Annotated in this window: 23 protein-coding genes and 2 pseudogenes; 11 read left to right on the plus strand and 14 right to left on the minus strand. The window is 66.5% G+C overall.

The annotated features are described in order from the left end of the window. Positions 1–432: 432 nt before the first annotated feature. The 3 genes from A5767_RS04950 to A5767_RS04960 are packed head-to-tail and all read right to left on the minus strand — an operon-like array spanning position 433 to position 3,240. The gene (locus A5767_RS04950; RefSeq protein WP_064851817.1) at positions 433–1,251 is read right to left on the minus strand and encodes an AAA family ATPase; all 819 of its coding nucleotides are present in this window, start codon (positions 1,249–1,251) and stop codon (positions 433–435) included. Continuing rightward, the gene (locus A5767_RS04955; RefSeq protein WP_082937603.1) at positions 1,248–2,645 is read right to left on the minus strand and encodes a Mu transposase C-terminal domain-containing protein; all 1,398 of its coding nucleotides are present in this window, start codon (positions 2,643–2,645) and stop codon (positions 1,248–1,250) included. The genes A5767_RS04950 and A5767_RS04955 overlap by 4 nt, the downstream gene beginning before the upstream one ends. A 7-nt stretch (positions 2,646–2,652) precedes the next feature. Continuing rightward, positions 2,653–3,240: a recombinase family protein gene (locus A5767_RS04960; RefSeq protein ID WP_432679578.1), complete on the minus strand. Its 588-nt coding sequence runs from the start codon at positions 3,238–3,240 to the stop codon at positions 2,653–2,655. A 202-nt stretch (positions 3,241–3,442) separates the two neighbouring features. Here A5767_RS04960 and cmtR point away from each other — a divergent pair, with 202 nt between their 5' ends. The 3 genes from cmtR to A5767_RS04975 all read left to right on the plus strand — a co-directional run bounded on the left by cmtR (position 3,443) and on the right by A5767_RS04975 (position 5,177). After that, on the plus strand, positions 3,443–3,802 hold the full coding sequence (cmtR, locus tag A5767_RS04965; RefSeq protein WP_006590980.1) for a Cd(II)/Pb(II)-sensing metalloregulatory transcriptional regulator CmtR: 360 nt from the start codon (positions 3,443–3,445) through the stop codon (positions 3,800–3,802). Beyond that, complete coding sequence (locus A5767_RS04970; protein WP_016997609.1) at positions 3,799–4,401, plus strand: cadmium resistance transporter; 603 nt, start codon at positions 3,799–3,801, stop codon at positions 4,399–4,401. The genes cmtR and A5767_RS04970 overlap by 4 nt, the downstream gene beginning before the upstream one ends. 227 nt (positions 4,402–4,628) lie before the next feature. Then, positions 4,629–5,177, plus strand: a complete 549-nt coding sequence (locus A5767_RS04975; RefSeq protein ID WP_065996229.1) for a recombinase family protein — start codon at positions 4,629–4,631, stop codon at positions 5,175–5,177. A 211-nt stretch (positions 5,178–5,388) separates the two neighbouring features. On the opposite strand, the pseudogene A5767_RS04980 reads toward A5767_RS04975, so the two are convergent. Then, positions 5,389–7,355, minus strand: a pseudogene (locus A5767_RS04980) (heavy metal translocating P-type ATPase). 97 nt (positions 7,356–7,452) lie between these two features. Between A5767_RS04980 and A5767_RS04985 the strand changes: the two are divergent. Then, positions 7,453–7,815: an ArsR/SmtB family transcription factor gene (locus A5767_RS04985; RefSeq protein ID WP_006554865.1), complete on the plus strand. Its 363-nt coding sequence runs from the start codon at positions 7,453–7,455 to the stop codon at positions 7,813–7,815. 96 nt (positions 7,816–7,911) lie between these two features. On the opposite strand, the gene A5767_RS04990 is transcribed toward A5767_RS04985, so the two are convergent. From A5767_RS04990 to A5767_RS05010, 5 genes are all read right to left on the minus strand, one after another. After that, entirely contained in the window at positions 7,912–8,754 is an 843-nt protein-coding gene (locus A5767_RS04990; protein WP_006554866.1) for a F510_1955 family glycosylhydrolase, read from the minus strand. Between the two features lie 41 nt (positions 8,755–8,795). Further along, positions 8,796–10,964, minus strand: coding sequence for a heavy metal translocating P-type ATPase (locus A5767_RS04995; RefSeq protein WP_082937604.1), 2,169 nt, complete (start codon positions 10,962–10,964; stop codon positions 8,796–8,798). A gap of 46 nt (positions 10,965–11,010) precedes the next feature. Further along, a complete protein-coding gene (locus A5767_RS05000) occupies positions 11,011–11,673 on the minus strand; it encodes a DUF305 domain-containing protein (protein ID WP_064851837.1) in 663 nt (220 codons plus the stop codon). A 77-nt stretch (positions 11,674–11,750) separates the two neighbouring features. Further along, entirely contained in the window at positions 11,751–13,259 is a 1,509-nt protein-coding gene (locus A5767_RS05005) for a multicopper oxidase family protein (protein WP_064851818.1), read from the minus strand. Next, complete coding sequence (locus A5767_RS05010) at positions 13,252–13,689, minus strand: SHOCT domain-containing protein (protein WP_231913121.1); 438 nt, start codon at positions 13,687–13,689, stop codon at positions 13,252–13,254. The genes A5767_RS05005 and A5767_RS05010 overlap by 8 nt, the downstream gene beginning before the upstream one ends. Positions 13,690–13,765: 76 nt before the next feature. Between A5767_RS05010 and A5767_RS05015 the strand changes: the two genes are divergently transcribed. After that, positions 13,766–14,443, plus strand: a complete 678-nt coding sequence (locus tag A5767_RS05015) for a response regulator transcription factor (protein ID WP_033098383.1) — start codon at positions 13,766–13,768, stop codon at positions 14,441–14,443. Continuing rightward, a complete protein-coding gene (locus A5767_RS05020; protein ID WP_064851819.1) occupies positions 14,440–15,594 on the plus strand; it encodes a sensor histidine kinase in 1,155 nt (384 codons plus the stop codon). Before A5767_RS05015 ends, A5767_RS05020 begins: the two co-directional genes overlap by 4 nt. Positions 15,595–15,867: 273 nt before the next feature. Here the strand turns inward: A5767_RS05020 and A5767_RS05025 are convergent, their stop codons facing one another. Continuing rightward, positions 15,868–16,323 carry a hypothetical protein gene (locus tag A5767_RS05025; protein ID WP_231913122.1) on the minus strand — a complete coding sequence of 152 codons (456 nt, stop codon included), beginning with the start codon at positions 16,321–16,323 and terminating at the stop codon, positions 15,868–15,870. Between the two features lie 484 nt (positions 16,324–16,807). Between A5767_RS05025 and A5767_RS23650 the strand changes: the two genes are divergently transcribed. Next, positions 16,808–17,539, plus strand: coding sequence for a cold-shock protein (locus A5767_RS23650; RefSeq protein WP_231913123.1), 732 nt, complete (start codon positions 16,808–16,810; stop codon positions 17,537–17,539). A 143-nt stretch (positions 17,540–17,682) separates the two neighbouring features. On the opposite strand, the gene A5767_RS05035 is transcribed toward A5767_RS23650, so the two are convergent. Beyond that, positions 17,683–19,143, minus strand: coding sequence for a hypothetical protein (locus A5767_RS05035; protein WP_064851820.1), 1,461 nt, complete (start codon positions 19,141–19,143; stop codon positions 17,683–17,685). Next, on the minus strand, positions 19,136–20,128 hold the full coding sequence (locus A5767_RS05040) for a hypothetical protein (RefSeq protein ID WP_064851821.1): 993 nt from the start codon (positions 20,126–20,128) through the stop codon (positions 19,136–19,138). Before A5767_RS05040 ends, A5767_RS05035 begins: the two co-directional genes overlap by 8 nt. Positions 20,129–21,218: 1,090 nt before the next feature. On the opposite strand from A5767_RS05040, the gene A5767_RS05045 reads away from it, so the two are divergent. Continuing rightward, positions 21,219–21,689 carry a hypothetical protein gene (locus A5767_RS05045; RefSeq protein ID WP_064851822.1) on the plus strand — a complete coding sequence of 157 codons (471 nt, stop codon included), beginning with the start codon at positions 21,219–21,221 and terminating at the stop codon, positions 21,687–21,689. A 107-nt stretch (positions 21,690–21,796) separates the two neighbouring features. Here A5767_RS05045 and A5767_RS05050 read toward each other — a convergent pair whose 3' ends face one another. Next, positions 21,797–22,885: an alpha/beta hydrolase gene (locus A5767_RS05050; RefSeq protein WP_064851823.1), complete on the minus strand. Its 1,089-nt coding sequence runs from the start codon at positions 22,883–22,885 to the stop codon at positions 21,797–21,799. Between the two features lie 294 nt (positions 22,886–23,179). Between A5767_RS05050 and A5767_RS24130 the strand changes: the two are divergent. The 3 genes and pseudogenes from A5767_RS24130 to A5767_RS05065 form a co-directional block, all read left to right on the plus strand. Next, positions 23,180–23,446: pseudogene (locus A5767_RS24130) on the plus strand (DUF6924 domain-containing protein); the annotation flags it as partial. A gap of 61 nt (positions 23,447–23,507) precedes the next feature. Then, a complete protein-coding gene (locus tag A5767_RS05060; protein WP_064851825.1) occupies positions 23,508–23,981 on the plus strand; it encodes a hypothetical protein in 474 nt (157 codons plus the stop codon). Between the two features lie 221 nt (positions 23,982–24,202). Next, complete coding sequence (locus A5767_RS05065; protein WP_064851826.1) at positions 24,203–24,712, plus strand: hypothetical protein; 510 nt, start codon at positions 24,203–24,205, stop codon at positions 24,710–24,712. Positions 24,713–24,931: 219 nt separating this feature from the next. Here A5767_RS05065 and A5767_RS05070 read toward each other — a convergent pair whose 3' ends face one another. Beyond that, positions 24,932–25,285 carry a hypothetical protein gene (locus A5767_RS05070; protein ID WP_064851827.1) on the minus strand — a complete coding sequence of 118 codons (354 nt, stop codon included), beginning with the start codon at positions 25,283–25,285 and terminating at the stop codon, positions 24,932–24,934. Positions 25,286–25,912: the final 627 nt, after the last annotated feature.

Raw genomic sequence — 25,912 nt, forward strand, 5'->3', positions numbered from 1 at the left:
GGCCGATGTCGCTTGTCTCCCGCGTAGCCCTTGTCCGTATAGAGCGCCCTTGTCCGTATAGATCCGGTCGTCGCGGACTCCGGCCTTTGAGGGCTGTGCGTTGCGCTCGCAGATCTTGGCCCGCGGTGCTGCATCGGGAATAGCCGATCAGGATTCCATCCATGAGGCGACGAAAGTGCTGTTTGGGTCAGCTATTCGAGACCGACATGCAGGACGGTTAAGCAGGACGGTCGGACGGCCGTCTTCCGCAGGACGCGATCGAGTGCCGGACCGTGTCGGGGTGTGCTGTTTGAGGATCGGTCCGCAAAATTGATCTTGTTCCGAAAACGAACGTATATGAAACGTCCGCGACCGAATCGACCGACTAGGCGCGACAACTGTTGTGACTTCGTCTGCTGAATGGCGGGGTTCTTCGGTCGCTTCGTGGCGGGGTCAGGTGACACCGATGACCAGGGTGCTCTGTGCGGCTTCGATGACGTCGTTGGTGATGGTGTCGAGTTCGTTGATCTTCAGGACCCGCTGGATCTGGGGGAAGAGGCGTTCGAGGAGCCGGAAGTTGCCGCGGGTGATCCGTGCGATGGCTGCGATGGCTTGGGCGTCGGTGAAGTCGTCGGGGTCGAGGGTCTTGCCGAGGGATCGCCAGTGTCGCTCGAGGACGAACAGCAGTTCGTCTTGTCCCAGGGGCCGGTACTGGTGGGCGAAGCCGACTCGGCTGTAGAACTGGGGGTAGTGGCTGAACGGCTTCTCCAGGCCGGGCATGCCGATCAGGATCAGGGCGATGTCGTCGCGGTCGTAGCGATCGCGCAGCAGTTCCAGAGCGGCGGGACGCAGTCGTTCGGCCTCGTCGACGATGATCAGCTCCACGTAGTTCCTGCCGTGTCGCCATCCCCAGGCCTCGGGAGTGGCCGTGCCGGGAGGTACGAGGTGCTGCTCGATGCACATGTTGGTGCGGGTGATGGCTTGGGTCAGCTCGTCCTTCAGGGTCCGCGGGGTGGTCAGCACGCTGGGGGTGTAGAGCACGGTGCGGCTCCGGTTCAAGGCGGCGTAGATCTTGGCGTCGTTGTCGGAGCGCGGCCCCCAGTAGGTCAGCAGGTCATGAGCCTTCTCGTCGTGTGCGTAGCGGCGCGCGGAGAGTGTCTTTCCTACGCCGGCTGATCCGAAGCACAAACCGATGGTGTGCCCGCGGCGCACGGCGTCGGCGAACTCGGTGAAGCGGCGGTGCTCCTTGGTGACGATGAAGCGCTGGCTCACCTGAGGTCCTCCTTGTAGATCTTCAACGCGGACCTCGGCGCCGGAGCCGGTGCTTCGGTGATCCGTGGCGTCTCGGTAGGTGCGGCCACGAGGGCGATGCGTTCGTTGATGCCGGCTCGCAGCGCCCGGCGGCGGGCGTTGCGCGCGGCCTGGATCTCCTTGAGGCTGACCTTCTGGTCGTGGTGCTCTTGGTTGACGGCCTTGCAGACGAATTCGTCGTGATCGAAGACGCGGATCTCGGTGATGTCGCGGGGGTCGTAGCGGATCACGACCGAGCGTCCGACGTAGCCGGCCAGAGTTGGCGAGACGTAGCGCAGGCCCTGGAAGCGGATGCCATCGCGGCGCACGACGCGGGTCTTGGCGACGGTCAACAGCAGTCTGTCGAGGTCTTCCAGGCTCTCGGGCATTCGGGGCAGCCAGCCATCGGCGATCCACGCGCTGCGCGGGGAGGTTCCGAGCTCGCTGTGCGTGCGGTCGTTGTAGGTGGCCACGAACGCCTCCAGGGCGCTATCGAGGGCGGCCAGGGACAGTTTCGGTGTCGGCCAGGGGTGCCCTTCGGTGATGTGTCCGGGCAGGGTGGCGAGTAGCTCGGTGTTGATGGTGCCGAAGAACCGCTCGATCTTGCCCCGTCCCTGGGGTCGGGCGACGGTGGAGTGGATCAGTCGGATGTGGAGGTCGACGGCGGTGTGGGCGAGCTGGTCACTGGTGAAGTCGCTGCCGTGGTCGACGTAGAGCACGTCGGGCAGGCCGCACATCGGCCAGGCCGGGTCGGTCTTGTGCCAGATCGCTTGGCGCAGCGCCAGGGCGGTGTTCATCGCCGACGGTGCGCCCAGGAAGACTGTGTAGCCGCAGACCGCCCGGGAGCAGTCGTCGAGGATCGTTGTCAGCCATGGCCGTGCGGGCTTGCCGTCGGTGCCCACCACCAGGATGTCGAGCATGGTGTGATCGGATTGCCACATCGCGTTGGGCAGCTCTGCTTGCCGGCGTAGCACCAGCTCGTGCTTGTCGCGGTAGGACGCTGCGCCCTCCAGGGCGAGGGTGACCATGCCGGGATCCAGGGTCCGCACGATGTCCCACACCACCGAGTAGGAGGGGACCGGCCATCTCCGGGCGGCGCAGATGCCGGTGACTTTGCGGTGGATGGTGGCGATGGCCGGCCGCGGCTTGCTCAGTGCCAGGCCCTCGATCAGGTGGACGAGGTCGGGCGGAAGGCGGCGGGAGCCGGTGTCCGCCCGCGAGGCTGTCTCCAGTCCGGCGTAGCCGTCGGCGCGGTAGCGGGCGTGCCAGCGCTCCAGGGTCCGCAGCCCAACATCGGTCTCGCGAGCTAAGCGCGCGAGGGGCACCTGGTCCTCGACGTGGAGCCTGAGGATTCGCCACCGCGCTCGAGCGTCCACGACGCACCTACTGCAAGGCGTTCTCGCGCCCGCGCTCGGCGCGCTGAAGGGCGCGGTAGACCGTCGAGCGGCCCACGCTGAACAGCTCGGCCAGCTCGCCCACAGTGTGCTCGTCGGCGGCATGTAGCTGGACGAGGTGAGCTTCTTGCCGGGGGGTGAGTTTCGGTGACTTCCCGCGCAGCCGGCCCTTGGCCTTGGCGACCTTCATCCCCTCGCGGGTGCGGGCACGGATGAGGTCGGCTTCGAATTCGGCGACCATCGCCAGCACGTTGAACAACAGTTTCCCCATCGGGTCGGTCGGGTCGTACACCGATCCGGCGATGCTCAGCTTCACTTCCCGCGCCGCGAGGTCGTCGGCGATCTGGTGGGCATCACGGACCGAACGCGCCAGCCGATCGAGCTTGGTGACCACGAATGTATCGCCGTCCCGACACGCTGCCAGCGCCTGCTGCAGGCCCTCACGGTCGGCGTTGCGGCCCGTGAGCCCGTGATCGACGTAGATGCGCTTGGGATCGACGCCGAACGCCGCGAGTCCGTCACGCTGCGCGGTCAGGTCCTGCTCGTCGGTGGAGACTCGGGCATAGCCGACCTTCAAGGGGGACATGCTCCCCAGTGTGTCATATAGCCTCCCTTCACCGGACAGTTCACCGGACGGGTCTTACGGGACAGCCCGCCAGGCGTGCCGTCGTTCCTCTCGATAAGTAGCGGTGGTGTCCGGTGAGGGTTCCCCTTACGGGCATGCGATCTGGGCTGACGCCTGTGAACGAGTGTTCAGTACGCGCTGTATAGTTCAGTTCATGCTGACTATTGCTTCGCGTCTCGACGTGATGAACCGCCTGGGTCGTGCACTGGCCGACCCCACTCGATCCCGGATCATCTTGACCCTGCTCGACCATCCCGCTTACCCGGCGGAACTGGCCCGAGATCTGGACCTGACACGCCCGAACGTGTCCAACCACCTGGCATGCCTGCGCGATTGCGGGATCGTCGTCTCCGAGCCCGAGGGTCGTCGGACACGATATGAGATCGCCGATTCGCACCTGGCGCAGGCGCTGACGGCACTGGTCGATGCCACCCTGGCAGTGGACGAAGACGCCCCGTGCATCGATCCCGCCTGCTCGCTTCCCGGATGCGACGCAGCTGGGGAGGGCGCATGATCCTCACCTCGGTCTTGCAGGCGATGGGCCTGTTCGCAGCGACCAACATCGACGACATCATCGTGCTCTCCCTCTTCTTCGCGCGAGGGGCAGGCCAGCGCGGCACTACCGCCCGCATTCTGGCCGGCCAGTACCTCGGATTCGCCGGCATCCTCGGTGCCGCGGTCCTGGTGACCATCGGTGCCGGAGCATTCCTGCCCTCGGCAGCCATCCCGTACTTCGGTCTCATCCCTCTGGGCCTCGGCCTCTGGGCCGCATGGCAGGCCTGGCGCGGAGACGATGACGACGATGACGACGAGGCCAAGGTTGCCGGCAAGAAGGTCGGCGTGTGGACAGTCGCAGGCGTCACCCTTGCCAACGGCGGCGACAACATCGGCGTCTACACCCCTGTCTTCCTCAGCGTGGAACCTCTCGCAGTAGTCGCCTACTGCATCGTCTTCCTCGCGCTCGTCGCGGTCCTGGTGGCCCTGGCAAAGTTCGTCGCCACCCGCCCCCCGATCGCCGAAGTGCTCGAACGCTGGGAGCACATCCTCTTCCCCATCGTTCTCATCGGCCTCGGCATCGTGATCCTCGTCAGCGGCGGAGCCTTCGGACTCTGACGTAGCGGCAGCGATCCAAACGGCCCCGACCGGGCGCACCCCTCTCGGTTCAGACCGCGACACCTACCTGCAGCCAGTCCTGTGCGATCGCGGCAACAAGACCGCCACGGAGCGCTGCAAAAACCCCGCCACCAAGCGAACGAAGCCACAAACTGTTCCGAAACCCATGTCTAAAACCTCTGGTTCAAAACCAGCCTTGTCGGCGAGTTATGGAACACTGCGAGCTTGTGAGCGAACTTTTGGGCTATGCGAGGGTCTCGACGACCGATCAGACCCTCGATCTGCAGAGCGACGCGCTGAGGGCGGCGGGGTGTTCGCGGATCTGGACCGAGACCGCCAGCGGTGCCACGACCGCCCGGCCGCAACTCGACGACCTGTTCTCGCACCTGCGGGCTGGCGACACCCTGGTGGTGTGGCGGCTCGATCGGCTCGGCCGCTCCCTGCCGCATCTGCTTCAGGTGGTCACCGATCTCGAGGAACGGGGCATCGGGTTCCGGTCGGTGACCGAGTCGATCGACACCACCACGGCCGGCGGCAAGCTGATCTTCTCGATCTTCGGTGCGCTCGCCGAGTTCGAGCGCAACCTCATCCGTGAACGCACCTCGGCCGGACTTGCAGCGGCCCGAGCTCGGGGCCGGGTCGGGGGCCGGCCGCCGAAGATGACGGCGAAGAAGATCAAGCAGGCGAAGTTGATGCGCGACAACGGAATGAGTCAGGTCGAGATCGCGGAGATTCTTGGGGTTGGTCGTACGACGCTGTATCGGCATTTGCAGTAGAGGTGGGGTGACCACAGTCCGGCAGTCACGCCCTGCGGAAACGCTTCGCCCGTAATGAACTGTGCGAGCGCCGACGCAGCGAAGGGCTGATCGTTCCGCGGCGTTCGGGTTCGACCGTGCTGTCCCGCACGGCCGGGTTGGGTGAGCGCCGAAGGTGGATTCGGCCAGATCACCACCGGTGGCGAGGTCACACGTGTGCCGCGGGACCGTGTCAGCCTGTGCGGACAGCACGGCGCCATGCGGTCTCTCGCAGCAGCCGCAGTCCGTTGAGGCCGACGAGGATGGTGGAGCCTTCATGGCCGGCCACCGCCAGCGGCAACGGCAGGGTGCCGACCAGGTCCCAGGTCACCAGGGCCGCGATGACCGAGGCGGCGATGGCGAGGTTGGCGATGACCACGCGTCGGGCCCGCCGTGCCAGGTGGATCACCGTGGGGATGGTGGTGAGGTCGTCGCGGACGACGACCGCGTCGGCGGTCTGCAAGGTCAGGTCCGATCCGGCGCCGCCCATGGCGATACCGACATGCGCAGCGGCCAGCGCGGGGGCGTCGTTGATGCCGTCGCCGACGACGACAACTTTTTCTCCGTCGGCCTGCAGCGCGCGTACGGCGGCGACCTTGTCGTCGGGCAGCAGCCCGGCCTGTACCTCGCTGATGCCGACCTCGGCGGCGAGCCGTGCGGCGACGACCGGATTGTCGCCGGTCAGCAGCGTGGGGCGGTGCCGATGAGCGCCCGAGTGGCGGCCACGGCGATCGCTGCCTGCGGGCGCAGTGTGTCGGTCAGGCCCAGCACCCCGACGGGATGATCGTCGCGGGTGACGACCACCGCGGTGTAACCCTGGTTCTGGAAGTCCTCGACCACGGTAACGGCGGGGGTGTGGGTGCTGTGTCGTTCGAGCAGCGCGGCCGGGGCGCCGACAGTGACGATGTGGTCGTCGATCAGGGCGGAGACCCCGCGGCCCGGCAGTGCGGTGAATTGCTGTGCTGCCGGCCAGGTCAGGGTGCGGGTATGTGCGGCGCGCATGATCGCCGCGGCGAGCGGATGCTCGCTGGGGTGTTCGGCAGCGGCCGCCCACCGCAGCACTTCGTCGGGGTCGACTCGCGGGTCCACCGCCTCGATCCGGACGAGTTCGGGGGTGCCGTGGGTCAGGGTGCCGGTCTTGTCGAATGCGAGGCGGGTGGCGGTGCCGAGCTGTTCCATCACCACGGCGGATTTGACCAGCACCCCGTGGCGGCCGGCGTTGGCGATGGCAGCCAGCAGCGGTGGCATCGTTGCCAGCACCACCGCACACGGGGACGCGACGATCATGAATGTCATCGCCCGCACCAGTGCACGTTCGAGCGGTTCGCCGAACAGCAGTGGGATGGTGAACACCGCGAGGGTCACCGCGACCATGCCCACCGAGTAGCGCTGCTCGATCTTCTCGATGAACAACTGCGTGGTGGCCTTGGTGCGGCCGGCCTCCTCGACCAAAGTGGCGATGCGGGCGATCACCGAATCGGCGGCCCGGCGAACCACCCGCAACCGCAGGACACCGGTGCCGTTGACGGTCCCGGCGAACACCTCGTCCCCGGCGGTCTTGTCCACCGGCAGGGGCTCGCCGGTGATGCTGGCCTGATCGACCTCGCTGCCCCCGCCGATGACCGTCGCATCGGCCGGGATCCGCTCCCCGGGGCGCACCAGCACCAGGTCGTCGACCTCGAGTTCGGCCGCGGCAACCGAGTGTTCCCGGCCGTCGGCATCGAGGCGGGTGGCGGTCTCCGGGGCGAGCTCCAGTAGTCCGCGCACCGAGTCCTCGGTGCGGGCGGTCGCCCATGCTTCCAACGCGCCGGAGGTAGCGAAGATGACGATCAGCAGTGCGCCGTCGGTGATCTGCCCGATGGCCGCCGCGCCGATCGCGGCGAGGACCATCAGCAGATCCACATCCAAGGTCTTGTCCCGCAGCGCCCGGATCCCGGCCGCGCCGGGTTCCCAGCCGCCGGCGGCGTAGCAGGCCAGATACAGCGCCCACCATGTCCAGGTCGGCGCACCGGCGAACTGGGCGATCAGACCGAGGAGGAACAGGACGAGGGCTGCGCCGGCCCAGCGGACCTCGGTGAGTTCGAACAGGGTCGTACGGCGTACCGCTGTCGACGGGGGCGTCGGATGCGGATGGGTGGATGTGGCGGTCGGTGCGACCACAGGTCACCTCCAGGGCGACAGACAACAGATGCGAACCACGATAACAGAACAAATGAAGAGGTCTTCATGTATTGATTTCGGGGTAGGCTCCGCGGTCATGGGACACGGAATCGAGGGCCGCGACCGCCCGGCCGCCCGGCTGGACGCCGAGTCCGCCGCCCATGTCGCCACCACCTTGCAGGCCTTGGCGACGCCGAGCCGATTGTTGATCCTCACCGAACTGCGCCACGGCCCGCGCCCGGTCACCGAACTGGCCGAGGCCGTCGGAATGGAGCAGTCCGCGGTCTCCCACCAGCTTCGCCTGCTCCGCAATCTCGGCTTGGTTGTCGGCACCCGAGCGGGCCGTTCCATCGTCTACAGCCTCTACGACAACCACGTCGCCCAACTTCTCGACGAGGCCGTCTACCACAGCGAGCACCTGCGCCTGGGATTGTCCGATCAACCCGAAACCGCCGGCTGAGCCCCTCCCGCGACCGATGCCGAGGCGAGGTGCACTTGGTACCGGTCCCCTCGGTCGGCGGCGCCGAGTGGTGGGACCGCGCTCGGCAGTATCGGGTCACTCGAGGGTGTAGAGATCGTGCGCGGTGGCGGCATAGGCGGTGTCGGCATCGACGGCCAGCAACGCCTCGACCGGACCGACCATTGCCTTCTGTTCCCAATTTCGACCGGTGTGGCTGCGCCAGGCGACACCGTCGGTGTCGACACCCCACAGGGATCCGTCACCGGCGGCGGAGAGCAATACCAGTGTGGGGGCCTCGGGAATGGTGGTGAAGGTGCGGGCGGTATCGGTGCTGTGCTGCAGCCCCTCGGCGGTGGCCGCCCAGACACCGCTGTCGGTGACAGCCAGTGCTGCGGCGGCCAGCGGGGCTCCCGAACTCCACGTGGTGCCGGCGTCGGTGGAGACCAGCAGTCCGGTGGTTCCGTCGAAGCCGACGAGCACCGTCCCGTCGGTGGCCAGGGCGTGGAAGTCCACCTCTCCGGTCAGGGATTTCGGGGTCCATGTCCGTCCGCCGTCGATGCTGTCGATCAGTCCGAGCGGGTTCGGTGCCGAACTCGACGGTCCGGGATGTCCGGAGGCGAAGAGCCGATCGGTGCCGGGCACCCCGGTCAGTCCCATGAAGTCGTCGTCGGAGGTGCCGACCCGGGTGGTGCGCCCGTCGACGCCGAGGGTGACCAGGCCGGTGTGAGTGCCGGCCAGGATCGTGCCGTCGGCACCGAGGTGTAACCCGTGCAGGTGATCGAGGGCAGGGGTCAATGCCACCGCGGGCACCTCCGCGGTCGGGACAGACCCCGATCGGGTCGGTGTCGTAGCGGGCTGCTGGGTCGAGCATCCGACGAGCACGGTCAGGGCAGCGGCGACGAGCACACCCCGGCAGGGGCGCGCGAACGATATCCACATGGACGCAGAAGAACTTTCTCTCTGGGGCAGGGCCACGCAGGTCAGGTGCGGGCTAAGTGGGCGGGGTCGAGGTCGAGGCGGCGCAACAGTTGTGCGTTGAGGGCAACGACGATGGTCGAAACCGACATGAGCACCGCGGCCACCGCCGGGGAGATCGCCACCCCGACGAAGGCGAGCACACCGGCGGCCAGGGGCACAGCGATGATGTTGTAGCCGGTCGCCCACACCAGGTTCTGCCACATCTTCCGGTAACTGGCGTGGGAGAGCTCGATGATCGACAGCACCGCCCGCGGATCGTTCGCCGCCAGCACCACCCCGGCGGATTCGATCGCCACATCGGTACCGGCACCGATCGCCACCCCCACGTCGGCGCGGGCCAGGGCCGGGGCGTCGTTCACCCCGTCGCCGACCATGGCGACCTTGTGCCCGCGCTGCTGCAGTTCGGTGACCTTCGCGTCCTTGTGCTCGGGCAACACCTCGGCGAAGACCTCGTCGATGCCGAGATCGGCGGCGACGGCGTCGGCGACCTGCCGGGCATCACCGGTGATCATCGCGACCTTGACTCCGCGGGCGTGCAGGGCGTCGATCGCCTGGCGGGACTCCTCCCGGACCGCGTCCTCGAGCGCCACGGCACCGAGCACCCGATCACCTTCGGCGATGTGCAGCACCGACGCTCCGCGCTGCACCCACTGTTCGGTGACGGCGGTGACCTCCTCGGGTACCGACAACGCCAGGTCGGTGAGCATCGCGGGGCCGCCGACGGTGACCTCGGTGCCGTCGACGACCGCGCGCACGCCACGGCCGGGCAACGACCGGAAGTCGGTGGCGGTGATCTTCTCGCCCGTCGGGACACCGGTGTCCGCTGCGGCCACGATCGCACGCGCGACGGGATGTTCACTGTCGGCTTCGACCGCGGCGGCGCGGGCCAGCAGATACGACTCGCCGATCCCATCGGCGGTCGCGACGCCGGTGACCTGGTGCTGGCCCTGGGTCAGGGTGCCGGTCTTGTCGAACAGCACCACCTCGACGGTGCGCATGCGTTCGAGGGCGAGACGGTCCTTGACCAGCACCCCGGCCTTGGCGGCGCGTTCGGTGGAGATCGCGATCACCAGCGGGATCGCCAACCCCAGGGCGTGGGGACAGGCGATGACCAGCACGGTGACCGTGCGCACCACCGCTTCGTCGACGTTGCCGAGCAACGCCCACACCACGAAGGTGAGCAGCCCGGTGATGGCGGCAAAGTAGAACAAGAACGCCGCGGCCTTGTCCGCCAGCGCCTGTGCCCGCGAGGAGGAGGCCTGAGCGTCGGCGACCATGCGTTGGATGCCGGCCAGGGCGGTGTCCTCACCGATGGCAGTGATCCGTACGCGCAGGGCGCTGTCGGTGGCGACGGTGCCGGCGACCACCGTGTCACCGCTCTCGCGGGTAACGGTCTTCGATTCGCCGGTGATCATCGACTCGTCGACCTCTGCGCGCCCGTCGACGACCGTGCCGTCGGCCGGGACGCGGGCCCCGGCCCGCACGAGCACCACGTCGTCGAGGGTCAACTCCGACAGCGGCACCTCCTCGGTGCCGTCGTCGGTGATCTTCTCGGCGGTGTCGGGCAGCATCGCCGCCAGCGCGTCGAGCGCTCCCGAGGCCGAACCGAGGGCACGCATCTCGAGCCAGTGCCCGAGCAGCATGATCACGATCAGCAGCGCCAGCTCCCACCAGAAGTCCAGGTCGAAGCCGCCCAGGCCGAGCGTGGTGATCCACGAGGCGGCGAAGGCGACGCTGATGGCCATCGCGATCAGCAGCATCATTCCCGGGCGGCGCGAACGCAGTTCGGCCCAGCCGCCGGTGAGGAACGGCATGCCGCCGTAGGCGAAGATCACCGTGCCCAGCACCGGCGGAATCCACATGGCCCCGGGGAAGTCCGGCATGGGATAGCCGAGCAGCTCGGCGACCATGTGGCTGAACCCCACGACCGGGATCGACAGGATCAGCGACACCCAGAAGCGGCGGCGGAACATCTCCCCGTGCGCGCCGTGCCCGGCGTGCCGGTCGTGGCCGCCGTGCCCGGTGTGTTCGGCGGACCCGCCGAGGTGGGCGAGGTGTTCGCCGTGCCCGGCATGCGCATCTTCCGCGTCGGGCGGCGGGCTCTGTGTGGAGGTGCCGTGATCGTGTCCGGCCGGCGCCGGATGGGAGTGTCGGTGTTCCGGGTGCGACATCGAAAAGCTCCTGTCTGGGGCGGCCGACGGGGGTGAGCGGGGTGCGTTAGAGGGTGTCGAGCAGTTGGCGCATCGTCTCGATTTCCTGCTGCTGGGTCTCGACGATGCTGCGGGCCATCACCACCGTCTCGGGGAACTGTCCCTCGGCGATCTCGGTCCGTGCCATCTCGACGGCGCCTTCGTGGTGGGTGATCATCTGCTTGAGGAACAGGCGGGCCGCGTCGGTGCCCTGGGCATCCGATAGTGCCTGCATGTCCTCGTCGCTCATCATCCCGTCCATCCCGCTCATGCCGTCGCTCATCCCATCCATGCCCATGCCCGTGCCTTCGTCCGTGCCGGGCATGTCGTGAGCCCCGTCGGGCATCGAGGTGGGTGCACCCCACTGATCGAGCCAGGACTCGAGTTGGTCGATCTCCGGACCCTGCGCGGCCTTGATCTGCTCGGCCAAGGCACTGACCTCGGCGGGGATGTTGTCCTTGGCCAAGATCATGTCGCTCATCTCGATGGCCTGACTGTGGTGCGGGATCATCATCTGCGCGAACATCACATCGGCATCGTTGTGTGCCGCGGTCTGTTCGGTGGGCGTGCTCGCCGAAGCTGGCGAGGTCGAGGTCGCGGCCGTGGTGCCGGTGTCGGAGTCGCTGCAGGCAGCGGCGGTGAACACCACCGCCAGGGCGGTGACGCCGGCAGCAAGGGTCTTCTTGTTCATCAGGGTGTGTTCCTTTCTCGAACGAGCACAGGCATCGTGATGGCCCAGTTCGGCCTCGCCGGTCGGCAGGACCCAGGTCACGCCAGGTAGGACACGGTGGTCATCATTCCGGCTTCCTGGTGATAGGCGTTGTGGCAGTGCAACGCCCATTGACCCGGGTTGTCGGTGTCGAATTCGATCTCGACGGTGCGCATGGGCCCGATGGTGACGGTGTCCTTGCGCAGTCCGGTATCGGTGAGCGCGAAGGTGTGTCCGTGCAGGTGCATGGGGTGGAACATGTCCGACATGTTGCGCATCCGCATGCGCACCCGTTGCCCTTCGTTGACGGTCAGCGGTGCACTGTCGGGGTGGGCGCGACCGTTGAGGGTCCAGCGGTACGGCGACATGGTGCCGCCCATGTCCACGCTGTGGTACAGATCGTGATCACGTTCGGTCAGCCGCACGTACTCCCGTGGCGCAAGGTCGGTGCCGAGCAGTACCCGCCGATCGAGCTCGTCGGGACGGGGTTGTGGTGGCAGCTCGCCAGAGGCGGTGCGCACCACGGCCTGCCCGTGCCCGGTCTTGCCCTCGGCCTGAGCGAACAGCGGGAACACCCCGTCGTCGAGGGTGACGAGTACGTCGACACGCTCACCCATGCCGATGAGCACTGCGTCGGTGTCCTGCGGTACGACCGGGAAACCGTCGGTGTGGGTGACCGTCATCCGGTGTCCACCCAACGCGACCCGGAAGGCGGTGTCGGCGGCGGCGTTGACGAACCGGATCCGTGCTCGTTGTCCGGGTGCGGCGGTCCAGACCATCGGATCGTCGGGCACGCGCCCGCCGAGCAGGAAGTGGGGATAGCGCACGTCCCCGGCGCCCCCGAGCAGCGGGGAGAGCATCGTTTCCCCACCCATGTCCATATCCGTGGCGTCGTGGTCCATCGTGCCCATCGCGGCGCCGTCACCGTTTCCTGCTCCGCTGCCGATGCCGAGCTCGCGGGCCACCTGGTCGGGGGTGCGGCCGGTGCCGTCGAGCCAGTCGTCGAGCACCACGATCCATTCGTGGTCGTAGTCGCCCGGCTCGGCCGGATCATCGATGATCAGCGCACCGTAGAGCCCGCGGTCGAGTTGCAGACCCGAATGCGAGTGATAGAAGTACGTGCCCGCATGAGGGACGGTGAACTCGTAGACGAATCGGTCTGCGGTGGCGATCGGGTCCTGGGTCAGCCCGGGAACACCGTCCATGTCGTTGCTCAACGCCAGCCCGTGCCAGTGCACACTCGTCTCCGCTGGTAGCTGGTTGTCGACCTCCACCCGCAGGAGATCCCCGGCTCGGGCACGGATCAGCGGTCCCGGCACCTGATCGTCATAGGCCCAGGTGGACACGATGCGTCCCCCGAGGTCCACCTCGACCGGACGCGGCGTCAACCGGGCCGAGACCACCTGCTGGCCCGGGACACGTCGCTGCTGCTCGAGACGACGCACCACCGGTGACGTGGCGGCCACCGGCACGCCGGTCGCCGCCCCCGCCCCGGAACAGGCCGCCAGGACTCCGGCACCGGTCAGCATCGAGCCGATCAGGAAGGCTCGGCGGGTCAATCTACCCACGGACCTGCCCTCGCCGATCAGCAATCGCAGCGAGGTTGCCGGTCTGCGTCAATACCTGCCGCCGGGCGACGAACTCATCGGAGTCGATGTCGCCTCGGGCGAACCGCTCTTCGAGCATCCGCAGCGGATCACCCTCATGCTCGATGCCAGCAGGACCGCTCGTACGGTCGGCGCGGAACATGACGGCCACCAGATAGATCACCACCGTCCAGAACGCGAGCATGCACACGGCCATGACGGTCCATCCCGCCCAACCGATGTCACCGACCCAGCCCATCATGATCGTCTCCATCCCTCGGTTTCGTAGCTTCAGCATCGGGTTCCCACCCCACAGGTTCGATGGAGGTCGTATGAAGATTTGCTCAAGAAACTCCTTGTCGCGTCGCCGCGATACCGGCACCGCGACGGTGCTGGCGATGATGGACCCCATGACCTCCTCTGCTCGACCACCCGCACCCGGCAGCGACCCGGCGACGCCGGCGCGTCCCTCCACCGGCTTGCGGGCGATGGTCGTCGAGGACGAACCGTCACTGGCGGATCTGGTGGGCTCCTATCTCGAGCGGGACGGTTTCGAGGTCGCGGTCACCGGCGACGGCGCCGAGGCCGTTCCCCTCGCCCGGCAGGTCGATCCCGATGTGGTGGTCCTCGACCTCGGACTGCCGGGCCTGGACGGGGTGGAGGTGTGCCGGCAACTGCGGACCTTCTCCGACGCCTACGTCGTGATGCTCACCGCCCGCACCGAGGAGATCGACACCCTGATCGGGCTGTCCGTCGGCGCCGACGACTACATGACCAAACCGTTCAGCCCCCGCGAGCTGACAGCGCGCATCCAGGCCATGCTGCGCCGTCCCCGCACCACCATCGCCGCGACCGTTGCGCAGCCACACCGCTTCGGGGACCTGGCCCTCGACGTCGACGGCCGCGAGGCCACCGTCGCCGGGCGGCCGATCGCCCTGACCCGCACCGAATTCGACATCCTTGCCGCCCTGGCACGCGATCCCGGAGTGGTGCTCACCCGCACCCAGCTGATCGAAGCGGTATGGGGGCCGAGCTGGGTCGGTGACGAACACCTGGTCGACGTGCACATCGGGCACCTGCGCCGCAAACTCGGCGACGACGCCACCCGCGGCCGCTACGTGCGCACCATCCGCGGTGTCGGCTACCGAATGGGCACCGGATCATGACCGCCCGATCGTCCACACCAGGCGGGTCCCTGCGCCGCACCATCAACACCGCGAGTTTCGGCACCCGACTGTTCCTCGCCCTGACCGTGGTGGTGCTCGGCTGCGCCGTCAGCGCCTGGATCGTGGCCTCGGCGCTCGCACCCGGCATCTTCCACGATCACCTCGGTCAAGCCGGCATCGACCACAACTCCAACCAGGCCCATCACGTCGAAGAGGCCTTCACCTGGGCGATCATCCTCGCCTGGGGACTGGCCATCGCCATCGCGGTGCTGCTGTCCCTGGCGGTGAGCTGGTACATCGCCCGGCGCGTTCAACGGTCGCTGACGGCGGTGACCACCTCCACCGCCCAGATCGCCGCCGGCCGCTACGACACCCGCATGCACAGCCCCGGACTTGGCCGCGAATTCGACGATCTCACCGTCACCGTCAACGAAGTCGCCCGCCGCCTCGAAGCCACCGAAACCACCCGGCGCCGGATGCTCGCCGACCTCGGTCACGAGATGCGCACCCCGATCGCCACTTTCGACTCCTACCTCGAAGCCCTCGAAGACGGCGTCCGCAGCCTGGACGAGGACACTCTGCAAATCCTGCGTGCCGCCACCCAACGCCTCGACCGCCTCGCCCAGGACATCACCGCCGTCTCCCGCGCCGAGGAACATCTCACCCGCATCATCCCGGTCCCCACCGACACCGCAACCCTGATCACCGCAGCCGCCGAGGCGGTCCGCACGCGCTACGACGACAAGAGCGTCACCCTCGAGACCTGCATCGAGCACTCCGTGCCGGTCACTGTCGACCCGGACCGGTTCGGGCAGGTCCTGGGCAACCTGCTCGACAACGCGCTGCGCCACACCCCCGACGGGGGCACCGTCACCATCACCTGCCGGCAGACCGACCCCACCTACGCCGAGATCGTGGTCGCCGACACCGGAGAAGGTATCGCCGCCGAACACCTCGATCACCTCTTCGACCGCTTCTACCGAGCCGATCTCGCCCGCAACCGCCGCCACGGCGGCAGCGGAATCGGCCTGACCATCACCCGCGCACTCGTCGAGGCCCACCAGGGCCGGATCGGCGCCGACAGTGCTGGCCCTGGCCGCGGGGCACGGTTCATCATCGACCTGCCCATCAGCAGCGCACCGCGGATGTAGGGCGCTCACCTCACGAAGTTCCTACTCCGCCAAGCATCGGATTCGGCCACGAATTGACTGCTGCAAAGAACCAGGAGCCACTTCAACTGCCAGAGTCAGGGCGTCCATCCCGGCGCAACGAAGTCTCACCACTGCTCTGGCCCTGTACTCGAAATCATGCTGGTTAGGGATCGTCTAACAGCACATGCAAGTGCGCCCGAAGATGGAGAAGATCGGCTTGCGGTCGGCGGCGGTGTCGATCACTTGGCACCGCGGGTTGTCTCGGCATAGCACCTACGGGATGGGGCGCTCGCCTTTGTCGATCCGCTGTTTCCGCAGGAGGTACTCGTCTTCCGAGATCTCCGCCAGAGCGGGCACAACAGGGCCGGCCCACCCACCGTCGATGGTGTGGGGGCAGTAGCCGACGGCAAAGCTTGCAGGCTCGTCCTCGAGACCGACCCAGTCCACCAGGATGTGCTGCATCGCAGGACTTGTGATCCGACCCGGATGGCCGTGGAACAGCATCGGAGGCTGCCTTTGTGGGTTGAGGATGTCGCGGTCGGTGTCGCGGCCGCGATAGGCCACGGGCACACCCTGGCGTACGCGCCTCGTCGCGATCGCTTCATCCCCTCCCATGTCGTCAGTATCTCCTCCGACAACCATGAGCCGGATCTGCGGATCGGCATCGATCCGATTGCGGGCATGAGTGCTGGCGATGAAATGCGGATGCGCGCGATATCCGGCATCCATCTCGGCAAGCCGGTCACGAAACCACGAGGACCGTACGAGTCCGGCGCGTTCCCATGCCTGGTGCACGCACCAGCGCGCGAAATCGTGCTGCCGATCGTCGGCGAACCGTTGCGCGTTGCTGACCCGGCCGTAGTTTCTTCCGGCGGATTCTCCATGGCCAGCTCGTGTCTTGAATGTCCGACAGCGCCATTGATGAGCGACGCACTGCCGGTGTCGCGCCACCAGGCACCCACGACACGGGGTAAACACCACCCTTATTCGGGTGCGTGGCCGAAATGTAACGCTAGAGGCGAAAGTCCATATGTGTTTGTCGGTGGTCCCCGCTTTTTCTCCCTCCTCGGAGCGGTGGGGCCGCTCGGTCCGCGCATTCCTCCCCGTTGTGTGTGGGCCGGCGGGAAGTCCGGTGGTGCACACCCGGGCTTTCCGCACAGCAGTTGTCGCCAGTGTCAGGATGCGGGGATCGCCGAGGCGGAAGGAGACGTGGGTGCGCACTCCGGTACGGGCCGCCACTGTCGCGGTGGCCCTGGGTGTGGTCGCGGCAGTGGGGATATGGACGGTCGGTGCTGTATCCGGTCTCGATGGTGTCGTTGCCGGCGACGGTGTCGCCGAGACCGGGGCGGGCGATCACGCCGCGGTGTCGAGTCGAGGTGTGGTTCGCAGCTGGGATTTCGAGCGCATGCAGGGTGTGATCGACGGCGATGAGGTTCCCGGGGGATGTCATGTCGACTTCGCGGCCGTTGCGGTGGACGGCTTTCCCGCTCTGACGCCGGGCCACGAGGTGGAGTTCGAATGGGTCCGCGCCAAGAACCCGGCGGCGGGTGTCGAATTCGAATTCGAGTGTGTGCGGGCATGGCCGGCCGGAGAACAACCCTTCCGTCGTCCTGCCGGATTCGGGGCGCGGGCGTGGTCGGTCCGTCTCGACGGCCGCATCGAGGAAGAGCACTTCGTAGGCGAACCCTCCACACCTGTCCCCGCCCCGTCTCGGGTGACCGGCCACAGTGTCGGCACAGTCCGGGAGTGGAACGACGAACAGGGCTGGGGAGTGATCGATTCCGACCAGACCCCCGGCGGATGCTGGGCGCACTACAGCACCATCATCGGCGAGGGCTTTCGCACCGTAGCGGTCGGAGCCACCGTGGTCCTCGACTGGGAACAGGTCACCGATCAGGACGGCTACCACTATCGCGCCACCCGAATCGAGCAGCAGTCCGGCTGACACCGACCTCACCGCATGGTCTGCAGGTCGTCAGGCTCCGAACGACCCCGACCGTTCCGATGACGGCTGACCATGGAAACGAGACCGGTCGCGAGGCTGCCCGCGACCATCGCACTGTTCTCGGAGAACGGACGACCACAGCGTTAGTCGAGGAAATAGGCGAGGACTTTCTCGTCGGAGTCCAAGACCTCGTCCGAAGCCACCCCGAGCTCGAGTGCGAGCTCGACGGATCCGAGGAGGGCCACCTCCACGTCGGGGGAGAAGGCCCGTTCGAGCACCCCAAGATAGTCGGACATGCTCGCCTCGAGCTTGTCGATGAGCTCCTGGTATCGGGCGGCGAGTTGCTCATCCAGCGCCCGCTGTTCGTCGAGGTACTGCACGATCAGCGACGCCTCCCGTTTGGAGAGGGAAGACGAGACGGCCTTGTACATGATGATGCCGACGGTATTGCCGATCACGGCACCCAGTACCGGCACCGGGATGAGAGCCTGCCCGACGAAGGAGGACAGGGCGCTGACGGCGGTCTCCAGGCAGACGAGCTCCGCGTTCTCGATGAATTCCAGCTCGTCGATCTCGCCGCGACGGAGCTTGTTCGCCTGCTCGGCGACGCCGAAGGCCGCGGTGACGATCGAGCTGGCGACGGCTGCGGGGGTGGCGGTGACGTTCGTGAGCATGTAGATGCTGGCCCCTCGGATACCGCCTTTGGCGGCACCGAGATGTGCTTCGCCGGCGATGTCGGTCCAGTCCTCGACGGTGAACTCTTTGAGCTGCTTGCCCTTACGGCGTTTGGCGACCACGGCCAGCACCAGGGCGGTCCCGCTCTCGATGGCGGCGGCCGCAAGCGTGGCCTTCGCGCCCTCCGCCAGGGTCGGCCGACTTTGTTGGTAGGCGGCTTCGCGCAGGGACTGGTCGGTGGAGCGGAGGGAATCCGCCTCCGTCTCCAAAGTCGCGGCGTAAGCGCCTTTTTGAACCTCGGAGTAGGTCAGGTGGGAGGGCTCGAGCGACTCGATGCCGACCGATCCCTCGCGGAAGAACGCCTGGATCCGCTCCCAGTCCGTGAACGACGGGCCGTCGCCGCCGCGCGTCAGGAGTGTTCCGGCTTCCTCGCGTGGCAGGGCGTGCAGCTTCTGGATCACCTCGAAGTGGTCGCGGGGGATCTGGTATTTTCCGCCGCGGGCGACGAAGTCGGGATACTTGCGGAGGTGTTCGGTGATCGCGCCGAGGCCGAAGCGGCCGCCGGCCGCGACGAATTTCTGCTGGATCTCCACGCCGTTGCGCATCAGGTCCACGGGGCCGTTGTCATTGATCCACTGGTAGACAGCGTCCTCACCACGGATGTGGCTGCGAGCGTTGCCGACGCCGACCTCTGCGACCTCGGCGATGAAGCCGTGCATACCCTTGAGCCCGCCCCGGTTGGCGGCGACCACCTCGAGGTCGATCTTCCGGATCGCCTCGCCGACGCTGGCGAGCGCGTCCTCGAGATTCCGGTCCTGCCGGTGCAGAGCGCTCAGCAGGTTGTCCAGCCGGAGCTGGTTGAGATAGTTCACCCAGGCGGCGACGGCCTGCTCCTGGTTGCTCTTCCCTAGTCTTACCGTCTCACTCATTCCCGGCGTCCTGCGCGATGCGTGTGTTCAGCAGGGCCGCGCAGGCCTTCGTGTTGTTCACCAGCGCGACGAGTTGGGACTGCTGGGACGCGGACAGCGCGAGGAAGTCGGTCCCGAAGCACCTGAGCGCTTCGCGGTAACTCTGCACGAGCAGCTCGCGAAGGGAGGTGGTGCGTCGGAGCAGGTCATCGATCTGGGCGTCGATGCCCTTGATGAGCGCGGTGTTCTGCTTCACCGAGGTCAGCGCCTTGTTCTTCGCCTCGCGGTTCTCGAACTTGTTCTTGGTGAACAAAGCGATCGATGCGAGGAGGGTGGCCCCCGCAACCGTCCAGCCGATGGGGCCGGCGAGGGCGAGCAAGGCGCCACCTGCCGCCGGGCCTCCGCCGCCGGCCGCGACAGCCCCTCCACCGAGCCAGGCTAGAGCAGCCTTGGTCGCAGCAGCCCCGGACAGAGTGGAGATCGCGGTGCCGGTCGACGCGGTGCCGAAGGTGGTGGCGACCCACAGCGCCGCTGTCGGAGCCATGCTCGCGACCGCGGCGCCCGCGGCGAACCCGGCAGTGGCGCCGGCAGCCGACTTTCGCGCGGCGTCGAGATCCTTCCGCGCGAACTCCTCCGCCGCCAGGAACTGGGCTTTGTTGATGTCGATCTCGTCGAAGTCGGTCTCGAACGACTTCGGGGTGTTGGCGATGCTGTTCACCAGCAGCTCGACTAGCTCGATCAGGTCCGTCGAGCGTTCCCGTTGGCGTAGGAGAGAAACGCCCCTGTCGTTCATCGCGGTGAACGCGCCGTTGTACTCGGTGATCGCCGTCTCGTAGGGATCGGGTTTCTTCGTCGTCCGCCTCTCGGCGGTCTCCACTGCGGCGTCCTCGAGATCGCTGGTCTGCTCGCTCTGCTGCTTGGAGCTACTTCGTGCGAACCTGCCGAAGCCGCGGCCCGACTTGCCGAACCCCGGCTTGGTCATATCCATTTCGAGTGGTTCGACCATCGAGACCTCCGAACTCCGTTGTTGTGTGTCCTGGCGACAAGAGAGTATCGGCAAGAACGGACAAGCTGGACACACCGACGGTTTCGAAGTATCCGACTTCGCCGTGATTCCCCAACCAATGCGGTCCCTCCCTACGGCCGACTTCGGGCGGCGCGGGACCGGGTCAACAGCACTGACGACCGATTGCAGGGCTGGTTAACTACCGTCGCGTGAGAGACGACATGAGAAGGTCAGTAGCGTGACGACACGAGGAGGTCAGGAGCGCCGACAGCGTCCTCGGTCATTCTGCCCAGGTCAGCGCCATATTCGGCTGTTGGGTCCGTTGACATCCACTGCCGCCTGCCACTGACCTTCAACCTCGTTTTCCCAGTTCGGGGCACTGGCATTCGGGCGTCGCCTCTCACCTCAGGTCCGGTGGCACCGGACCGGACAGGGCAGGACAACACAACTGCATATGTCGAGATGCAGTGAAGATCGACAGGACACGCCGCTACAGATTGACAGAGGCTCGGTGAGACGAGAGCGCCGGTCAAGGTTTCATTCCGGGAAACCGCAGCTCAGAAGCCTTATGACACTGCGGTCGGCCCAGTTAATCTGCCCCGCCCATCTCGCTAATCTTTGCTGCATCTTGACAACAAAATCAGACAAAAAGGGCGACAGCGCCAATCTGAAGGTAGTCACTCAGGGTTTGTGCGGGGTTGGCATTGCTAATTGGCAATTACGCACCATCAGCCTCGAAACCCAAGGTGAGCGCGTTTCTGGACCGGGACGGTGCCGGAGACCGGCCGATCGCGTCCATAACTTTGCAGAACCAGGGGCAGGTCTGACAAATATTGTTCGTAGCGACAACGGCATTCAGCATCGGTAGACGACCCCGAGTCTGCTGTGTCGCTCGCTCGATCCGCGCCTCCGTTCGAGACGGCAAGAACGACGTTCCGAACGGGGCGCTTTAACTGACCGTTTCAGAAACGACGGTCCTGCCGCCGGATACTCCGGCGAGCGTTGAAGAGGTCGAGAGGCGCGCCGGCACGGGAAGCGTCGGTTACCGTGGGCACAACTGCACGTCGTGATCACATGTGGGAGTGTACGCATGGAGTTCTACTCCCTGGTCTTGCCGCGTTCGGGTCTGTCGATCCAATGGCGGGAGGACGACATGATGCGCATCGATCCCGCGTCCACGATCGAGAACGAATACTGGTCGCCGGTGTCCGTCATGTACACCACCGATCCTGAGAGTTTCCCGCACGAGATCGAACAGCAGGTCTGGCCCGGAGACAGCCCCGATCCGACATGGTGGCTGGTGATCGGGGCGCTGAACACACCGACAGCGGCAGCGGCTCAGCTCGCCGACGGCACCGCCGTCCCGGTGCACCGCCTCGGTCCACTGGTGCTGTGCGAATGGACGAGCACCCCACAGCCGCTGACGTTGACGCTCGGATCCGTCACCCACACATTGGCGCCGTTTCGAGCACCGTCACGGGGACCGGCTCCCTATCCGTACCCGCGTTCCGATACTCCCGGCGGCGAAGGAGGCTGGGTCGATTTCCCGCGAATCGAGTGAAATAGATGGTCACTTCCCGCCCACGTGGTCGACCGCTCGCCGGAGCAGCCCCACCACTGAACGGACTGCTGCTCTGGAGGTATGAGCAGCCGTGACGCAATGGGGGGTCATTCCGGCTGCGGCAACCCCAGTTCCTCGGCCAGCAGCGGCCAGGACCGGTGGAAGGCGTCCTGCCAGTATCCCCACGAATGCGTCCCGGCCGGTTGCAGATCGAACGTCGCGGGAATGTCGAGCTCGTTGAGGCGGGTCTGCAAGTTGGTGGTGCACCAGTGCACGGCCGCTTCGATCACCCCGCCGACGACGACCTGATTGGCCAACGCCAGCCCTTGCTGGTCGAGGGCTGCGTCCTGCTCCCCGATGGTGAACTCGTTGCCGAGGGTGTCGTGCGGACCGGGCAGACCCGTCGCATCCGAGATGAACAGACGCGTGCCGCGCAACCCTTCGGCGTTGACCACCGGATCATTGGCCACCCACGCTGGATCATCGTCCTCGCCGTACATATTGCGCACATCGCCGCCGCCCCAAGTCTCGACGACCAGCTTGACGAACTCGCGGCCGACCGGATCGGAAGTCTGGGCGCATCCGCTGTACCCGGCCACCGCCGAATAGAAGCCGGGCTTGGCGATCGCATACTGCAACACCGCCGTCGCCGTCATCGAATTCGCCGCGATGGCCTGCACCCCATTGGTGTCCAATGCGGCGTCGATCAGTGGGGGCAGCTCGTCGAGGAAGAACGTCTGCCACTTGTTCCTCCCGAGCTGCGGGTCTTCGCGTTTCCAGTCGGTGTAGTAGGAGAACGCCCCGCCGAGGGGCATGACCACATTGACATTCTGACCGGTCAGGAACTCCCCGACATCGGTGTTGGCCCACCACGTCGCCGAATCGGTGCCGCCCCCGGCACCGTTGACCAGATACAGCACCGGACGCGGCTCGGACGCATCGTGGGGGCGTTGCACCCGCACCGGGATGGTCGTGTCCATCGCCGCCGAGTACACCTGCACCGTCAGGTACTGGCCGTCGATCTCACTCGAGACGATGCGCGAGCCGTTCGGGGCGACCGGATCAGCGAGCAAGCCCTGCGAGGCCACGATCGGATCCGACTCGCGGTCCTGCGCCGACGCCACCCCACCGCCCAGAGACGCGATCATCATCGCCGCCACCGCCGCGGCAACCACCCTCGCCCGGACCCGCCCCATCGATGCTCCCCCTCGCACGTCGACTCCTCTGCTCTCGTCCCCCTGCCGGAACCCGGCCTGCCCCGACTCTTCGCGGCCCGGACGCGTCGACGCTACCCAACACCGGAGGGCAGAACGACACCGACACCGACCGTGAGGCACGGCCGTCACGAGTCCGTGTCGGGTCACAGCCCGCGAATCCGAACTACAAGCTGATAGAACCGGTAGGCGTCACCTCACAGCGACGGTCGGCGCCGCGAAGCCGACCGTTCCACAACATGCTCATCATTCGTCTGCTTGCGATAGGAGACAGCGATGACCTTCCCCGACGTCGATATACCGCTGTTCCGGCTCGACTACAGCCATGAGCAGGCATGGAACGACGTCCTGCACACAGCTCTCGGCGAGGAGTCCGAACGCACCGATCCACTGGCCATCGTCGACGACCCCGAGTTCGACGGCATGGACATCGACGACCTCCTCGCCCGCCTCAACGAAGACGACCCGGGACGCCGATTCTTCGTCATCGCCGATGCGGCCACCTTCACCGAGACGGACCACCCGTTCACCCTCGTCACCGCCACCAGTCCTGCGCACAGACTGCCGATTGCAGCGCACACGGTCTCGGACGTGGTCGCCAACTTTGTGGATCAGCAACCTCGACGTCGAGGACCACCTCACCGCGGCCGGCCCGGACGGAATCTACCGAGCAACCCCACCGCAGCGCACCGGACCGCAGGAGCGCACGATCGAGGTCGAGGAGATCGTCGACGCGATGGGCGACGGTCCGTGGCCGGGGTTGCTCGACGCGTTTCGCCTGGGTCTGCTCGAGTATCGCTCCCGGGCGGGATTTCGCGTGGTCGCGACCCTCGTCGATACCCAACGCGTCCGCAAGAACAGGTCCCTGCGCCCCCTCTCGGGGTACCTGAAGTACTGGGATGTGTACGGGCACGAAAGCTACACGGAGTACCTCGCCGCGCTCAGTGAAAAACGGCAGGTTCTCTTCTTCGAGTTCTCTTTGACGAGCGGTGATCCGGACAATCATTGGCGGGCGATCCTCGATCCGTCCACCCTGCGGGTACTCGCAGCGGAGCGGTGGATCAAACGCTCAACCTAGTCACCTGTGAGGTCTCGGGGTGCTGGTCGATTCATCGCGCCGCAGTCACCTCGTCACCCCGCGTGATGCTCACGCGGTGAGCATCCCTGCCGTAGCCCCGCAGCTGAACGAGTTGCTGCCGGGCGATATCGGCCGCCTCGACGCTGAGCTCGGCTCGATCGGCATCGATATCCTGTCGTCTCACCCCCTGTTCGACACCGCACACCCGACAAGGACCTGCCATGACCGCACGTCTGCCGAACAGCATCGCCGCCGCCCTTGTCGCACTCGTGGCGCTCTGTGGGTGCAGCACCGATCCGGGCGCGCCGGCCACCAGTCATGTCCCCACGTCTGCAGAAACGTTCCCACCGGCGCATTCGTCCCTCGAGTTGCCCGCCTCCACGATTCCGTCGGCGGAGCAGGTCACCGAGATGTTTGCTGCCGCGTTCGACTACGACCTGGAGCTGGATTCGCGAGTGCGTCTGTTCGAAGGCGCCAGCCTCGACACACTCAATCCCGTCCAGCAGGTAGCGCACACAGGCGAGGCGACATTGCGCGCCACCACTGTCGTATCGGATGGTGCACAGGCTCTGGCTGTCTCGGTGGTGGGCACCGGTGCCCCCGGCGGCGTGGCGCAGGCCATCACCGTCGCGCCCGGCGACAGCGCCGTCGTCCCGCTCGTGGCTGAGCACGGCATCTGGAAGATCAGCAGAGCGTGGATATGCACCTTGGCCGGGCCGCACTGTCGGTAGCCCGCATTAGTGATCGCGTCGTCGGTCCTGTTGCTTGTAGGCGACGTGCTCGGTGGAGACCCCTTATGGCCGCTGAAGCCTACGGGTACCGGTAGCTACGGCGATACTCGACGTTGCTGGACGTGGTGAACGTGAGCGTTCGCCTCGCGCATTCGTGCTCGCGTAGCCAGGCCGGCGCGGCGTCCTCGTCCGGGGGATATGAGTGATAGTGATGTGACGTCACCCGCGGTCGGTCCGCGCAACATTTATGTGCTTGGTGCGGAACCACATCCAGCTCCCCACGCCGGCCACCGCGACGACAATGCCAACGATCGCCAATGCCGACGGCCCCCATTCCACGACATGCTCGGACACGGAAGCACCGGCGTGGGGCCCGGTCGCGAACGTCCACTGACAGCGGGATGCGACGATCCCCACCCACTGCTTGCCGGCGCTCGCGGAGGTCGCTACCACTGCCTCAGAGCCGGTCATGTGCGATGTCAGTCGAGTCATGCACACCTCGGTCGGTGCGGTGATGAAGAAGGCAGCGACATACAAGATCAGGCCGACGGCGACACCTGCCAGCGCGAACACCCGGACGATATCGGTGTCGAGACGTGTCTCGGAAAGTCACAGGGATCCCCTCAGCAGCGACGTTGCGGGTAGGGGTCCACCTACCGCCCCAGAGGCGGAGCGACCAGTTCTCCGAAAGGCACCTTTCCGAGACTAGGGTCATCGTCGCTCGTGCACCCCGAGGTAGACGTTTGTCCGTGTCCAGCCCGTCTCGGAGCGCTCGATCGCGTCCACGACCTTGCAGGACCAGCCGGATGTCTGTGGGAATGTTGAATATTCGTGAGCGAAAGTTCCCGACAGCCGATACCGCCACTGCTCAAGGTTGGGGAACAGTGCGGTTATGAATGACTGTCGTGACGAGATTCGGACCTGCGTTGACCACGACGAGGTTGACCACGACGAGTATGGAGAGGACGGCGTCGAGACTCCGTCCAGGGGCCGTATTCCACAACGCCTCGCGACACCGAACGCACCGACAATGCTGAGCAGCCACCCTGCTGTCTGAGCGCGCTTGACCCGACGCGTCGGACGCACCGGATACATGCCCCACAGATAAGGAAACCGAGAGCCGAAATTCAGTCGAGCGGCTGCCACGGCTGCCCACGTATGGAGCAGACAACCGAGGACTGTGGTCAGCACACCTACCAG

Origin of the sequence: Rhodococcus sp. 852002-51564_SCH6189132-a (assembly GCF_001665495.1) — a bacterium.
Classification (GTDB): domain Bacteria; phylum Actinomycetota; class Actinomycetes; order Mycobacteriales; family Mycobacteriaceae; genus Rhodococcus; species Rhodococcus pyridinivorans.

Excerpts from the sequence above, each read along its gene's own strand:
- A5767_RS05035 (WP_064851820.1), bottom strand. The coding sequence starts at position 19,143 with ATGAGTGAGACGGTAAGACTAGGGAAGAGCAACCAGGAGCAGGCCGTC.
- A5767_RS05015 (WP_033098383.1), top strand. The coding sequence starts at position 13,766 with ATGGTCGTCGAGGACGAACCGTCACTGGCGGATCTGGTGGGCTCCTAT.
- A5767_RS05050 (WP_064851823.1), bottom strand. The coding sequence starts at position 22,885 with ATGGGGCGGGTCCGGGCGAGGGTGGTTGCCGCGGCGGTGGCGGCGATG.
- A5767_RS05025 (WP_231913122.1), bottom strand. The coding sequence starts at position 16,323 with ATGGATGCCGGATATCGCGCGCATCCGCATTTCATCGCCAGCACTCAT.
- A5767_RS04990 (WP_006554866.1), bottom strand. The coding sequence starts at position 8,754 with ATGTGGATATCGTTCGCGCGCCCCTGCCGGGGTGTGCTCGTCGCCGCT.
- A5767_RS05000 (WP_064851837.1), bottom strand. The coding sequence starts at position 11,673 with ATGAACAAGAAGACCCTTGCTGCCGGCGTCACCGCCCTGGCGGTGGTG.
- A5767_RS05045 (WP_064851822.1), top strand. The coding sequence starts at position 21,219 with ATGGAGTTCTACTCCCTGGTCTTGCCGCGTTCGGGTCTGTCGATCCAA.
- A5767_RS04985 (WP_006554865.1), top strand. The coding sequence starts at position 7,453 with ATGGGACACGGAATCGAGGGCCGCGACCGCCCGGCCGCCCGGCTGGAC.
- cmtR (WP_006590980.1), top strand. The coding sequence starts at position 3,443 with ATGCTGACTATTGCTTCGCGTCTCGACGTGATGAACCGCCTGGGTCGT.
- A5767_RS04995 (WP_082937604.1), bottom strand. The coding sequence starts at position 10,964 with ATGTCGCACCCGGAACACCGACACTCCCATCCGGCGCCGGCCGGACAC.
- A5767_RS04970 (WP_016997609.1), top strand. The coding sequence starts at position 3,799 with ATGATCCTCACCTCGGTCTTGCAGGCGATGGGCCTGTTCGCAGCGACC.
- A5767_RS05065 (WP_064851826.1), top strand. The coding sequence starts at position 24,203 with ATGACCGCACGTCTGCCGAACAGCATCGCCGCCGCCCTTGTCGCACTC.
- A5767_RS05040 (WP_064851821.1), bottom strand. The coding sequence starts at position 20,128 with ATGGTCGAACCACTCGAAATGGATATGACCAAGCCGGGGTTCGGCAAG.
- A5767_RS05020 (WP_064851819.1), top strand. The coding sequence starts at position 14,440 with ATGACCGCCCGATCGTCCACACCAGGCGGGTCCCTGCGCCGCACCATC.
- A5767_RS05010 (WP_231913121.1), bottom strand. The coding sequence starts at position 13,689 with ATGGGGTCCATCATCGCCAGCACCGTCGCGGTGCCGGTATCGCGGCGA.